Here is a 13,379-nt window from a genome sequence, read left to right as displayed (position 1 = left end):
CCAATTGTTGATGGCATCGGCCCCGTGCTGTTGATGTGGCGTGTTCGGGCTTTTCCCGGGTCTCACACCAAAGACGGGCGGAATTCATTCATTTCCCCCGTTCGATCCAGGCGGGCGTGTTTCACCTCCGATGCGCGGGAGGGGCGATGGAGAAGGAACTCGAACAGGCCGTCATGCGCGTCGTCAAAAGCATGCATGAGAATCTCAGTGAACAACTCACCATCAACGACATGGCACGCACGGCGATGTTCAGCAAGTTCCACTTCTCCCGTGTATTCCAGCGTGTCACCGGCCTGTCCCCCGGCCGGTTCCTGTCGGCGGTGCGGCTGCAGGAGGCCAAGCGGCTGCTGGCCTCCACGTCGCTGACCGTCACCGACATCAGCCACCGGGTGGGGTACTCCAGCGTCGGGACGTTCAGCTCGCGGTTCACCAGCAGCGTGGGCGTCTCGCCGACCAAGTACCGCCAGTTGGAGGGCGCCGTGCCGGGGCCGACGCTGATCGGCGCGCGGAACGGCACCAGGAACGGCTTCACCTCGACGGTGCGCGGCGCCATCACCTCGCCGCTGCCCGACCGGCCGGTGTTCGCCGGCCTGTTCCCCGACCGCATCCTGGAGGGCCGCCCGGTGCGGTACACCATCCTGGGCCGGCCGGGCCCCTACGTGCTCGAGGACGTGCCGCAGGGGGAATGGCACCTGATCGCCCAGTCGGTGGCGGCGGGCCGCGAGGACGCGATGAACCACCCGCCGGGCGGCGACGAGGCGTTGTGCGTCGGCCGGCACGGACCCATCACGATCCGCCCCGGCACGGTGCCCCGGCCGGCGGACGTCCAGCTCCGCCCGATGCGTCCGTTCGACCCCCCGGTGCTGCTCGCCCTGCGCGACCTGCTGGACGAGGCGGTCCGCCAGGCGGGGTGACCCGGACGGCACCACGCGGGCACGCGAGGGCCCGCACGAGAACCCGCTGCGCGCGTACGCCGCCCGGACCCGAAGGTCCGGGCGGCGTTCACGCGCCGGTCAGCCCGCCAGCCCCGCGACCCGCCGCCCGCTCGCGGACGACGACCCCTCGGCGGGGTGGACGGTCATCGGGAGCCCGCCGCGGATGCGCAGCGACAGCATGGGCTCGGGGACCACCTTGTAGCCGGGCACCGTGGCCAGCCGCAGGTCGCGGGCGACCATGGCGATCACGAACGTGGCCTCCATCATCCCGAGGTGGTTGCCGACGCAGAAGCGCGGCCCCGCGCCGAACGGGATGTGCGCGTACCTGGGACGGCTGGAGGGCCGGTCCGGGTCGAACCTGCCGGGGTCGAACCGGTCGGGCTCCTCCCAGAACGCCGGGTGCCGGTGCAGCGTGTACGGGCTGATCAGCACGTCCGACCCGGCCGGCACGTGGTACCCGCCGATCTCGTCGTCGCCCTGGGCCTCGCGCGGCAACATCCACACCGGCGGGTACAGCCGCATGACCTCCTCGACGACCATCGCGGTGTACCGCAGCCGGTGCAGGTCCTCGTAGACCGGCAGCCGGTCGCCGAGCACCTCCACGGCCTCGTCGCGCAGCCGCTCCCGCACCTCGGGGTGCTTGTCCAGCAGCGAGAACGTCCACGACAGCGTGCTCGCGGTCGTCTCGTGCCCGGCGAGCAGCAGCGTGACCAGCTCGTCGCGCATCCGCAGCCGCCCGACACGCGGGTCGGCCTCCTCGCGGGTGGAGACGATGAGCCGGGAGATGACGTCGTCCCCGCCGGTGCCGGTGCGCGCGAGGCGCTCGGCGGTCAGGTGGTCGACGACGCGCTGCAGCTCGGCGCGGGCCTTGCGGAAACGCCGCTGCTTGGGCAGCGGCGCCCACAGCGGCACCATGCCGAGCGTCACCAGCTCGAACATCGCCTGGTCCTGCACGGCCTCGAACGACTGCCCGATGGAGCCGAACGCGCCGAGGTCGGCGTCCAGCAGGGTGCGGCCGAGCACGCCGAGGCTGAGCCCGGTCATCTCCCTGACGACGTCCACCGGCCCTTTGCCCTGGTGGGCCCGCAGCCGGTCCACCAGCGTGGCCGCCTCGGCGGCGATGACGCCGGCCTGCTGGGAGATGCGCTTGTTCTGGAACACCGGCTGGATGGTGCGGCGCTGCTTGCGCCACAGCTCGCCCTCGCTGGTGAGCAGCCCGTCGCCGATGGCCCGCCGGGCCTGCACCAGGCCCACGCCCTTGTGGTAGTTGGCGGCGTTGTCGGCGAGCACGTGCTTGGCGTGGTCGGGGTGGTTGAAGAAGTACATCTTCTTCGGCCCGATGCTGAGCAGCGTCGCGTCGCCGTACGACGCGGCGACCGACATCAGCCCGAGCCGGTCCCCCGCCAGTTTGCGGAACAGGGCGGGCCCCGACCAGCGGGACGGCCCCGGCGGCACTCTGCGCGGGCCCGCGGGGGGCGCCGCCGCGGGCGGCGCCCCGGTGATCGTCATGTGATCACCTCGCTCCAGTCCGGCCCGACCTGCCGGAACCGGCCCTTGAACACCAGCAGCGCCTCCTGGTCGGTCTGCTGGTGCAGCGACAGCACCTTGCCGATGAAGATGGTGTGGTCGCCGCCGTCGTAGGTGCGCCACAGCTCGCACTCGAAGCTGGCGAGCGTGCCGCTGAGCAGCGGCACGCCGGTCGCCGCGCCGGGCAGCCAGTCGACCGCGTCGAACTGCGCCGCGCCGAGGGTGCGCCAGCGGTTGGCGAAGTGCATGGCCACCGGCTCCTGGTGCGCGGCGAGCACCGACACCCCGAACGCGCCGGCGTCGCTCAGGCACTGGTGCATGACCGCGCCCCGGTCCACGCAGATCAGCACCAGCGGCGGCTCCAGCGAGACCGAGGTGAAGGAGTTGGCGGTCATGGCGTGCGGGCTCGGCCCGCCGGTGGTCACCACCGTGACGCCGGTGGCGAACGTCCCGAACGCGCGCCGCAGGGTCTTGACGTCCGTCACCTCGCGATAGGGCACGGTGTCGCTGAGTTTCACGCTTACCTCCTGGCTTGCTTTCTCGGATCCGCGCCTACGCGGCGTACGGTTCGAGGGCCGCGACCAGGGACTCGGGAACCCTGGCGGGGACCGTACGGGTGTTGGGGCCGCGCATGCAGGCCACGCGCTGGCGCCCCCGGGCGACGAGGGTCTCGCCGTCGCCCGGGTCCAGCCGCACGTAGTCGAAGGTGAACTCGACCTGGGTCTGCGCCAGGTCGAGCAGGCGCATCCTGATGGACAGCTCGTCGAACGCCGTGATCTCGGCGAAGAACTCGCAGTCGACCTTCAGGGTGAACAGCTTCAGGTCGTCCTGGAGCTCGTCCAGCACCTGCGGGGCACGCTCCTTGAGGAACATCTCGCGGCAGCGGCCCTGCCACCGCAGGTAGTTGACGTAGTAGACGTTGCCCACGATGTTGGTCTCTTCGAATCCCACGGTGTGCTGGTACTCGAAGTAGTTGCTCGACCCGCCGGCCATGGCCTAGGACCGCCCTTCGGTGAGGAGTGCGAACACCACCGGCTGGGGGGCGTCCCGCAGCGTCGTGACGAGCGTCGCGACCCGCGTGCCGCCCGCGGCGAGGACGACCCACGCGTCCCGCCCGGCCGGGGTGAGGGTGAGGGGAACGGCCTCGCCGAGGCCCGCGGCGGTGAGGCAGCGGACGGCGGCCAGCACGCGGGCACCCGCGACGTCCGGCGACTCGCCGGTGACCGCGGCCACCTCGCCGGCGAGCGCGGCGCGCTCCCCGAGCAGGTCCGTCCACTCCTGCGCCGTGCGCCCGGTGACCGGGGTGACGTCGCAGCCCACCGGCCCGGCGTCCGCCGCCACGGCGGCCAGGGTGACGCCCGCGCCGTGCGCCGCGGACACCGCCCGCCCGTCGTACGGCAGGGGCCGGCCGTCCGCCGCGAAGCCGATCTCCGCGGGCCCGGCGAGCGCGCGGCCCGCGGCGACGGCCGTACGGGCCCGCGCCAGGGTGTCCGCTTCCGTGGGACCCGCGGTGTCGCCGGCGCCGTGCGGTTCCACGGCGATCGCGACCCGGGTGCCGGTGAGGTCCTCCAGGGTGCGCTCCAGGTACGACCCGAGGAGCGGGGCGAGCCAGGGGCCGCGCCCGTCCTTCTTGCGCACCGCCTGGAGCCGCAGGCCCTCCCACCGCTCCACGACCTCGCCCGCGGGGGTGCGCACCGCGATGTCGTAGAAGTAGGTGTCGCCCTCGCGGCTGCGCTCGGTGGCGCAGTACCGCAGCTCGCCTGACTCCGCCAGGGCGGCGCCGCCGGGGTGGACGCGCTCGATCCCGACCGGGAGGAGCGTGGCGTCCGGCACGCAGACCTGGTTGCCGTGCATGAGGGCGTCGCGCATGCCGGGGTCGCCGAGCAGCAGCTCGCCGGGGAGGTACCCGGCGAACCAGTCCCGCGCGTCCAGCGCGGCCACGTCGGCGTCGACGTGGCGTGCGGCGCCCCGGTGGTAGCGGCGCAGCCGGTGGAACCGGCCGCCCTGGAACAGCACGTCGCCGTACAGCTCGGTGGCGGGGTCCATCGGCACCGGCGGCAGGCCGTCGCCCGCCTGGTCCGGCGGGCCGTCGGGCGCGCCCTCCCCGGTGAGCCGCAGCGTGGCGCGGAAGTGCTCGACGTCGAAGCCGGTCTCCGAGCTACGGATGGCCGCCTCCACCGTGTCGTCGTCGACGACGGTGGCGGCGATCCTGATGGTGCCGCTGCCGGCCGGGGGCACGATGATCGGCCGCATGAACTCGGCCGACTCGATGACCGGCACGACGTCGCGCCCGGTGACCGCCGCGGCGGTCTGGGCCATGGCCTCCATGCCGAACACCGCGGGGAACAGCAGGTTGCCGTCCAGCAGGTGGTCCGCCAGGTAGAGGTCGGTCCCGGCGTTCATCTCGACCTCGGTGACCAGCTCCACGCCGTGGTAGCGGATCAGCGGCTTCTCGACGAACCGCAGCAGCGGCAGCGGCGGCAGGTCGTACCGCACGGTGTCGATGCCCTCGGTGCGCCCGCTGATCACCACGACCGGCGGCGTCGCCGGGTCGGAGACCAGCCGCCGCATGATGGCCACGCCCTGCTCGGGCGAGATCGCGGTGACGCCCTTGCGTGCCAGGCCGTCCACCACCGACAGGCGCTCGCCCATGCCGACGTCGGACCAGACCGACCACTCCATGCAGATGGCGCGGCAACCGGGGTTGCGCTCCCCCGCCTGGCGGGTCAGCTCGGCGAGCCACTCGTTGGCGGTGGCGTAGTGCGCCTCGCCGTGCAGCCCGGCCCGGCCGATGATGCTGCCGAACGTCACCAGCAGCCGCAGCCGGCCCTCGTCCACGGCGCCGAGCACGTTGCGCAGGCCGTCGATCTTGGGGGCGAAGGTGCGGCGGAACGCGGCCGTGTCCAGGCTCGCGATCCCAGCGGGCTCGTTGCGCCCGGCGCCGTGCAGCACCGCGGTGACGGGCCCGAGGGCCGCCTCCACCTCGGCGACCGCGCGGCGCACGGCCTCGGCGTCGGTGACGTCGGCCCGCGCGTAGTGCACGGCGACCCCGGTGCCGGCCATCCGCCGCAGGTTCCCGGCCAGTTCCGGGTCCCCCGCGGGGTCGGAGCGGCCGAGCACGGCCAGGGCCGCGCCGGTGTCGGCGGCCACGGCGAGGGCGCACTCGGCGGTGATGCCCTTGCCGCCTCCGGTGACCAGCAGCACGTCCCCGTCGCCGAGCGGCTGCTCGGTGACGGCGGCGCGCACCGGCATGGCGCGCATGGTCGGCACGCGCCGCACGCCCGCGGCGTCGTAGTACACCTCGGCGTACCCGCTGGTCGCGGCGACCTCGGCCACCACCCGCGCCGTCGCGTCGGCGGCGGCGGGCAGGTGCACGATGGTGACGCGCAGGTGCGGCGCCTCCAGCGACAGCGTCTTGGCGAGGCCCGCGGCGCCGTGCCCGTGCTGGACCAGCACGAACCGTGTGCCGGGGGCGCCGCCGATGGCCTTCTGCGCGCCGAGCAGCGCCTGCGCCAGGTGTTCCTCGGCGCAGTCCTGCGGCAGGCACACCAGCACGCCAGAGCCGAGGTTCTCCCGCTCCAGCGCCTGCCGCAGCGGCTCGGCGATCGGGGAGTCCTGCGCGTAGACCTGCCAGCGGCCCTCCTCGCGCGGCGCGGTCCTCGCCGGGAGGCGCACCTCGTCGAGGTCCACGGTGAACGGACGCGACCAGGCCGCCGCGCCGGCCACCGCGGTGCTCACCGCGGTGCCCTGCTTGGCGCCCTTGGCCAGCTCGTCCAGCGCCTCGCCGAGCTCGCGCAGGCTGGCGGTGGCGAGGTTGGTCGGCGCCTGCCCGGCGGGCACGCCGAGCCGCTGGGTGGCCTGGGCGATGATGTGCATGACGGTGACCGAGCTGAGGTGCAGCTCGTCCAGCGGCCTGCTGTCCTCGCGCACCATCTCCAGCGGCAGCTCGGCCCGCTCGGCCGCGAGGCGGCGCAGCAGGTCGACGCTGGACTCCCCGGCCGTCTCCTCGCCCGCGGGCGTGGAGGTCCCGGCGGGGACGGCGGCGGGCCGCGGGATCGGCGCGGCGGTGCGGGCACCGACACGGATCTCCGGCGCCTGCTCGACCGGGCTGGCGAAGAACGAGAACTCGGTCCCCACCTCCAGCGGCCGGGTGAGCCTGCCGTGGAACAGCTCCTCCAGCACCACGGGCACGCCGGTGACATACGCCGCCGCGGCGACCCGCAGCAGCCCGGCCAGCGACTCGTCGTCGGTGTCGAGCGCCACGGCGGGCACGTCGGACACCGAGGCGGCGAGGCCGCTCAGCACCCGGCCGGGGCCGACCTCGACGAACAGGTCGATGTCCTTGGCCGCGAGCTGCACCGCCTGGCTGAACAGCACCGGGTCGGTGATCTGCCGCCGCAGCAGCGCCGGGATGTCGGTGGCGGGCGCGAGCACCTGCCCGGTGACCGTGGAGACGACCCGGCGGGTGACCGGCCCGAACTCCTCGTCCACCAGGGCCGTGCCGAACTCCTCGGCCGCGGGGGCGACCAGCGGCGAGTGGAAGGCGTGCGACACCGCGAGGGCCGTGCAGGTGAGCCCCGCCTCGGCGGCGCGGCGCCCCACGGCCTCGACGGCGTCCACCGGCCCGGCGATCACGGTCTGGTCCGGCCCGTTGTACCCGGCGATGACGACCGGCAGGCCGATGAGCAGGTCGGCGACCACTTCGGGCGCCGCCCGCACCCCGGCCATGGTGCCCGAGGCGCTGTGCTCGGTCATGGCCCGGCCGCGCAGCGCGGCGATCCGCAGCAGCGTGGTCTCGTCCATCGCGCCGGCCCACTGCAGGGCCGACAACTCGCCGAGGCTGTGGCCGAGCGCCACGTCGGCCTCCACCCCGAGCAGGGACAACGCACGCAAACCGGCCATCGACCCGGTGACGATGCGGGGCTGCGCCACCGCGGTCGCCACCATGTCGCCGCCGGCGGGCAGCGCCGCCTCCTCGTAGATCTCCTCGACCTCGGCGAAACGCCGGCGCAGCGCGCCGCCGCTGGTGCCGCGGCCGGAGCCCTGGCCGGGGAACAGGTAGCCGACGCGGCCGGTGCCCTCGGCGTGGCCGAGGAACGCCCGGCCGCCGGGGGCGAGCAGCCGGGTCTCCCCCGCGTCCAGCGCCGCGATCACCTTCTGGAACTGCTGCTCGGCGTCCTGTGGCGAGGTGACCACCACGGCGGCCCGGTACGGCAGGTCGCGCAGCTCGGACTGCAGGGTGGCCGCGAGGTCGGAGAGCTGGGCGTACGACACGGTGGCGGCGAACGCGGCCAGCTCGGTGAGCCGCTCGCGCAGCGCCTCCGGGGAGGTGGCGTCGGCGACGAGCAGCTCGGAGTCCTGCACGGCACGCAGCAGTTGCCGGGTGCGGGTGGACAGCGGCACGCGGCGGCGCGGGCCGCTGCGCTCCAGCACCACGTGGGTGTTGATGCCGCCGAAGCCCATCGCGGTGACACCCGCCCGCACCGGCGCCCCCGACGGCCAGGGCTCGGCGTTGCGCAGCACGCGCAGCGCGGCCCCGTCCTCGGTGAGCACCCGGTGCGGCTCCACGCACCCGATGGCGGGCGGCAGCACCTGGTCGTGCACCGCCATGGCCGCCTTGATCAGGCCGGCCACGCCGGCCGCGGCCTTGGCGTGGCCGATCATGCCCTTGATGGACGTGACCACGGCCGGACGCTCGGCCGGCCCCGCCGCGGCGCGGCTGCGCGACAGCGCGGTCAGCTCGGTGAGGTCGCCCACCGCGGTGCCGGTGCCGTGCCCCTCGAACAGCTCGACGGTGTCCATGCCGAACCCGGCGCGCTCGTAGGCGCGCCGGAGTGCGAGCTGGTAACCGCTGACCTCGGGGCGGGTCATGCCGCCCTTGCCGTCGGAGGAGATGCCGTACCCGGCCACGCTCGCGTACACGCGGCGCCGCTGCTCCACGGCGTCCGCCTCACGCATCAGCACGACCATGCCGCAGCCCTCGCCCGGCCAGAAGCCGTTGGAGTTGCGGTCGTACAGCCGCATCTCGCTCCTGGCCAGGGCGCCGGTCTTGGCGAAGCCGACGATCTCGAACGGGTCGATGGACAGGTCCACCCCGCCCGCGACGGCCACGTCGATGTCACCGTCGATGAGCGCCTTGCAGGCGGTGGTGACCGACAGCAGCGACGAGGAGCACGCGCCGTCGACGGTGTAGCCGCCGCCGTTGAGGTCGAAGTGGTTGCAGATGCGCCCGGCGATGGTGTTGGACAGGCCGCCGGCCAGGGTGTCCTCGTCGATGGCCGGGAAGGGGGCCTTGTAGCCCGCCTCCAGGTCGGCGAGGAACGCCGCCAGCCGGTCGTCGTCCCAGCCCTGGTCCTTCAGGGCCGCGCCGACCGTGCGCCGCACGTACGGCCAGCGCAGCCGCATCACGTTCGCCCGGGTGAACTCCCCGGTCAGGGTGTTGCCGACGACGACGCCCGTGCGTTCCCGCGGCAGGCCCTCCGCGCCGGGGAAGCCGGCGTCGGCGAGCGCGCGGCCCGCCATGTCGAGGGCGAGCCAGTGGGTGAGGTCGGTCGAGCGGTACGTGCTGCCCGCGATCTTGTAACCGATCCGGTCGAACTCGTAGCCCTCGATGACGGCCGCGGTGCGCGCGTAGAAACGGTCCGGGGCCCCCGGATCGGGATCCCAGTAGTCCTCCGACCGCATGCGCACGTCGGGAAGCCGTCGGAAGGCGCGCCGGCCTGCGAGAGCGTTCTCCCACAGCTCTTTCGGCGAGGCCGCGTCCGGGTAGCGGCACGCCATGCCGACGATCGCGATCCTTGTCATACCGCAGCGACCTCTTTCTGGGCGGTCGCCGGCGCCTTGTCCACGGTCGCCTGCGCGGCGCGCAGCGCCTGGGCCTCACGCTGCTCGCGGGCCTTGTTGGCCAGGTGCAGCCCCCAGAACCAGCAACCGCGGATGGCACAGACGCCCGCGGTGGCGAAGAACAGGCCGTAGGGGATGTGCACCGCCATCAGCAGGCCGTACAGCGCGGCGATGCCGCCGCCGAACAGCACCTGGTTCGCCGGCCGTGACGGGCTGGTGCCCGGGTCGGTGACCATGTAGTTGCTGAACAGCACGAACGCGACACCGGTCATGGTGGCGAGGGCACCGGAGATGGAGGTGTCGAACAGGATGCCGCGGACGATCGACTGGAGGGCGAACACGCCGACCCAGCCCAGGATCAGCGGCATGCGGCCGGTGAGCTTGCCGTTCAGCATGGTGCCGCCGACGATGATCAGGCCGGGGATCAGCCAGTCCACCCAGCCGTCGGGGTGCTCGGTGAAGTGGTACGGCGGCGCGATGCTCGCCCAGGGCAGCACCAGCAGGATCACGGCGATGCCGAAGTTGGACGGGTTCATGAAGTGCCGCATGCGGCCCTTCACCGGGGCGCGCAGCACCCACTTGGCGCCGACCGCCACGACCACGCCGAACATCATCACGAGCACTTGGTCGTTGACGTAGATCAGCATGTTCATGGCGAGGCTGGTGATGTGCGCCGGGTAGAGGAACTCGACCAGCCCGCGCAGGCCGTTGCCGGCGTAGCGGGGAGCGCGGCCCTCGACCCTGGCGCCGATCCACTCCAGGCCGATCTCGGTGGAGTAACCGGTGGCCAGGGCGATGAACGGCCACAACCACGGCTGCTCGAAACCGAGGAGGATGTAGCCGAGAATGTTGAAGACGCTGATGGAGATCGCGAAGTTGCGCAGCGCGATGACGACCTTCGGGTCGTGCCGCGGCGGAGCGCTCGGCTTCTTGTCGGTCATCTCGATCACTTCTCCTTGGCCTGCTGGCCGAGCTCGAGCGAGTGCCAGCCCGGGGTGAGCTGGAGAACCTGCTGGTGGACCTTGCCTGCGGCGTCGCGCCAACTGATCTCGGTCTTCACCGCACCGGTGACACCGCCGCCGAGACCGATGTGCACGTCGCTGCTGCGCCGGCCGGAGTGGCCGCTGCTGCCGTCGACGCGGCCGATGTGCACGCGCCCGTCCGGGGTCGTCACCTTGACCTGCGCGCCGGTGGCCGGGATGCCCGCGCCCTCGGACGAACCGGCGGTGGTGCCGCCGGGCTTGGTCAGCTTCAGGCCGAGGAAGGAACCCGCGCCGGGGCTGGTGTTCTGGTAGAAGACCGGGGCGTCCCACTGGCGGGCCACCGCCATGTCGATCCGGCCGTCGCCGTCGGCGTCACCGGTGGCGATACCGCGGGTCGGCACCGGCACGGCCAGGCCGAGGCTCGGCGCCACGTTGGCGTACCGGCCGTCCGGGCCCTTGGCGAACAGGTGCAGCGTCTGGCTGCCGCCGATGTCGTCGCCCTCGCGGACGTTCGGCCACCAGAACGGGTTCTGCAGCATCTGGTCGTTGGCCGTGGCCAGCTCCTGGAGCTGCGGCCACCGGTCGATCTGGCCCTTCACGAAGCCGGTCGCCTGCGCGATGGCGGGGACGCCGCTGTTGTTGAAGTCCTCGATCTTGACGTCCCAGCCCCAGCCCGACCACGCGGTGCCCGCCGGAGCGCTCTTGTCCTCCCAGGGCGCCTTGCCGTCGCGCAGCCTGGCGCGCAGCTCGGCCTTGTCCTTCACCGTGGACTCGAACTGGAAGTTGCTCTCCTGGATGCCGAACGAGGTCGTGATGTTGCTGACGAACATGTCGTAGACGCCGTCGCCGTTGAGGTCGCCGAAGTCCAGGCCCATGCCCTTGAACGAGTCGTGGCCCACCGACTTGGACTTGGGGATCAGCGGGGTCCGCACGCCCGCCACCAAGGAGAACTTGATGTTCCCCGGGGTGGAGCGGTTGTAGAGCATGCGGTCGGGGCCGAAGTCGTTGGCCAGGTACAGCTCGGGCAGCAGGTCGCCGTCGAGGTCGTTGGCCGCCGCGCCGAGTTCCCAGCCCTTGGAGACCCACACCGGCAGGACGCCGTCGAGCTTCTGGTACGTCACCGAGTCCGCGCTCGCGCCGGTCCAGCGGAAGAAGTAGTCCTCGCCGCCGTTGCTGGCGTCCGACATCGAGTGGTTCATGTGCACGCCGCCGGCGACCTTCGGGTCCAGCACGGGGCCGTCCTCGAAGTAGTTGCCGATGAAGATGTCGTCGTGGCCGTCGCCGTCGAAGTCGGCCACCGTGGCGGCGTTGGTGTTCCACTGCGGGCCGGTGTACTTGCCGCCGGAGGAGTTGGCGCCGGGCACCAGCTCGCGCGGGGTGTACGCCGAGGCGTCCAGCTTGGTGGCCGAGGCGTTCGCGAGGTACACGATCGGGGTGCGGCCCCACAGGTAGACGAGCAGGTCGCGGCGGCCGTCCTCGTTGAAGTCACCGGGGACGCAGCCCATGGGGGCCATGACGCCGTTCGTCGGCAGGGTGCCGGGGCTCAGCGCGAAGGGCGCGTAGCGGTTGGAGCCGGCGCCGGGGGTCGGGGTGATCACGACCTGGTCGATCCGGGTGTCGACGAGGCACAGGTCGTTGGAGAGGCCGTCGCCGTCCAGGTCGTTCATCGCGATGGCCGCGCCGACCGAGGAGATCCACGCGTCGATGTGCGTGTAGTCCTTGTTGACCTCGCGGACCGTCTTCTGCGTGTATCCGCTGGGCAGCGCGATGGACATCGGCGAGAAGGAGTACTTGCTCGCGATGCCCGCCGTTTCCGCGGCCGAGTACGTGGGCAGGCGGGCGATCAGGAAGACGCTCGTGATCAGTACCAGAGCGACGATTCCCGGCAATTGCCTGCGCAGCCAGCCAACTGTCGCGGTCACTGGCTCACACCTCCAAGAGAGACGAATTGGTCGGCGATGCGCCGGCGCCACACCTCGTAGGCGGGCACATCACCCTGGATCGGCTGGTCGGGACGGTTCTCGGCGCTGATCCGCGCCGCGTGCTCCGGGGTCGTGCCGCAGAACACGCCGGTGGCGAGCAGCGTGTGGGGCACGACGAGCCCGGCGCGCAGCCTCGCTTCGGCCGCGAACACGGACCCCTGGAACAGATGGGGGCGGTACGGCCCGGCGTGCTCGGCCAGGCGGTGGAGCTCCTCCTCCTCGGCGCCGCAGGCGTAACTGGCGGCGAGGCCCGCGCCGGCGTACAGGTCGGCGCGGCGGGGCTCGGGGAACTTGTCGATCAACGAGGCGACCACGTCGGGGTCGGTGCCGCCGACGAACCACATGGCCCGCCCGATGCCCTGGTCCAGGACCCGGTTGGCGTACACGGGCGAACCGCCGCCAGGCCAGGTGAAGCCGGGGTCCTGGTACTGCCCGTGCACGTACTGGGCGGTCCTGAAGTACGCCTGGTGGAAGCCGTAGCCGTCCAGCGCCAGCCACTTCAGCAGCGGGTCGGGGGCGTGCAGCTTCGGCCACAGGAAACGGGGCAGGCGGGCCATCGCCCAGCCCACCCCGACGTACACCATGTAGACGTGGTCGTCGCCGCGGCCGGCGAGGAAGTCCGCGACCTTGCGCCCGCCGGAGAACGGCATCGCGTCGAGGATGCCGAAGCCCATGCCGGCGCCCTCGTAGGCGAACCCGCGGAACTGCCGGGGGATCTGCTCCAGCCGCTCCTCCGCCTCGGCGGTGGTGCGGGCCTCGACGGCGTGCGCGAAACCGGCGAGAAAAGTCTCACCGACCGTCTCAAGCAATTCCCGGGCCGCGTCGCTCTTCACGTGGAAACCACGGGTCGCGAGCTTCGTCTCCGAGACGTCAGGTGTCATTATACGGCGTCTCAATGAACGCAGAACGCTGGCCAAGTACCTCTCCTCCCCCGGGGGTTCACCCCTTGTCCATGGGGTTATTTCTTTATATAGATGTACTCGTGAGGGCCGTTCTCCAGCCACTTTGAACGTGCGCACCAGAGAAGATGAACGGCCGGCACGCGGGCATGGCGAAATGAGCTCCTGTGCATTTGTTTGATTTCAGGCGCGCGAAATCAGATGAGCGCC

General features: G+C 72.4%; 8 protein-coding genes. 1 reads left to right on the top strand and 7 read right to left on the bottom strand.

Going from position 1 to position 13,379, the window contains the following annotated elements; genetic code table 11:
* The first annotated feature begins 146 nt into the window (after window positions 1-146).
* Window positions 147-914, top strand: coding sequence for an AraC family transcriptional regulator (locus tag ABGB17_RS18825; protein ID WP_347631197.1), 768 nt, complete (start codon window positions 147-149; stop codon window positions 912-914).
* Between the two features lie 99 nt (window positions 915-1,013).
* Here the strand turns inward: ABGB17_RS18825 and ABGB17_RS18820 are convergent, their stop codons facing one another.
* From ABGB17_RS18820 to ABGB17_RS18790, 7 genes are read right to left on the bottom strand one after another with little or no spacing between them, the layout of a single operon-like run.
* Window positions 1,014-2,444, bottom strand: coding sequence for a cytochrome P450 (locus ABGB17_RS18820; protein WP_347631195.1), 1,431 nt, complete (start codon window positions 2,442-2,444; stop codon window positions 1,014-1,016).
* A complete protein-coding gene (locus tag ABGB17_RS18815) occupies window positions 2,441-2,980 on the bottom strand; it encodes a flavin reductase family protein (protein WP_347631193.1) in 540 nt (179 codons plus the stop codon). Before ABGB17_RS18815 ends, ABGB17_RS18820 begins: the two co-directional genes overlap by 4 nt.
* Window positions 2,981-3,014: 34 nt before the next feature.
* Window positions 3,015-3,455: an acyl-CoA thioesterase gene (locus tag ABGB17_RS18810; RefSeq protein WP_347631191.1), complete on the bottom strand. Its 441-nt coding sequence runs from the start codon at window positions 3,453-3,455 to the stop codon at window positions 3,015-3,017.
* A gap of 3 nt (window positions 3,456-3,458) precedes the next feature.
* Window positions 3,459-9,266, bottom strand: a complete 5,808-nt coding sequence (locus ABGB17_RS18805; protein WP_347631189.1) for a type I polyketide synthase — start codon at window positions 9,264-9,266, stop codon at window positions 3,459-3,461.
* Complete coding sequence (locus ABGB17_RS18800; protein WP_347631287.1) at window positions 9,263-10,246, bottom strand: enediyne biosynthesis protein; 984 nt, start codon at window positions 10,244-10,246, stop codon at window positions 9,263-9,265. The genes ABGB17_RS18805 and ABGB17_RS18800 overlap by 4 nt, the downstream gene beginning before the upstream one ends.
* Window positions 10,247-10,251: 5 nt before the next feature.
* Window positions 10,252-12,210, bottom strand: coding sequence for a VCBS repeat-containing protein (locus ABGB17_RS18795; RefSeq protein WP_347631187.1), 1,959 nt, complete (start codon window positions 12,208-12,210; stop codon window positions 10,252-10,254).
* Entirely contained in the window at window positions 12,207-13,166 is a 960-nt protein-coding gene (locus tag ABGB17_RS18790) for a DUF1702 family protein (protein ID WP_347631185.1), read from the bottom strand. Before ABGB17_RS18790 ends, ABGB17_RS18795 begins: the two co-directional genes overlap by 4 nt.
* Window positions 13,167-13,379: the final 213 nt, after the last annotated feature.

Source organism: Sphaerisporangium sp. B11E5, from assembly GCF_039871875.1.
Classification (GTDB): domain Bacteria; phylum Actinomycetota; class Actinomycetes; order Streptosporangiales; family Streptosporangiaceae; genus Sphaerisporangium.
Note: the sequence above shows the minus strand (reverse complement) of the source record. Positions and strands in the feature narration are given on the sequence as shown.

Excerpts from the sequence above, each read along its gene's own strand:
- ABGB17_RS18810 (WP_347631191.1), bottom strand. The coding sequence starts at position 3,455 with ATGGCCGGCGGGTCGAGCAACTACTTCGAGTACCAGCACACCGTGGGA.
- ABGB17_RS18805 (WP_347631189.1), bottom strand. The coding sequence starts at position 9,266 with ATGACAAGGATCGCGATCGTCGGCATGGCGTGCCGCTACCCGGACGCG.
- ABGB17_RS18800 (WP_347631287.1), bottom strand. The coding sequence starts at position 10,246 with ATGACCGACAAGAAGCCGAGCGCTCCGCCGCGGCACGACCCGAAGGTC.
- ABGB17_RS18825 (WP_347631197.1), top strand. The coding sequence starts at position 147 with ATGGAGAAGGAACTCGAACAGGCCGTCATGCGCGTCGTCAAAAGCATG.
- ABGB17_RS18820 (WP_347631195.1), bottom strand. The coding sequence starts at position 2,444 with ATGACGATCACCGGGGCGCCGCCCGCGGCGGCGCCCCCCGCGGGCCCG.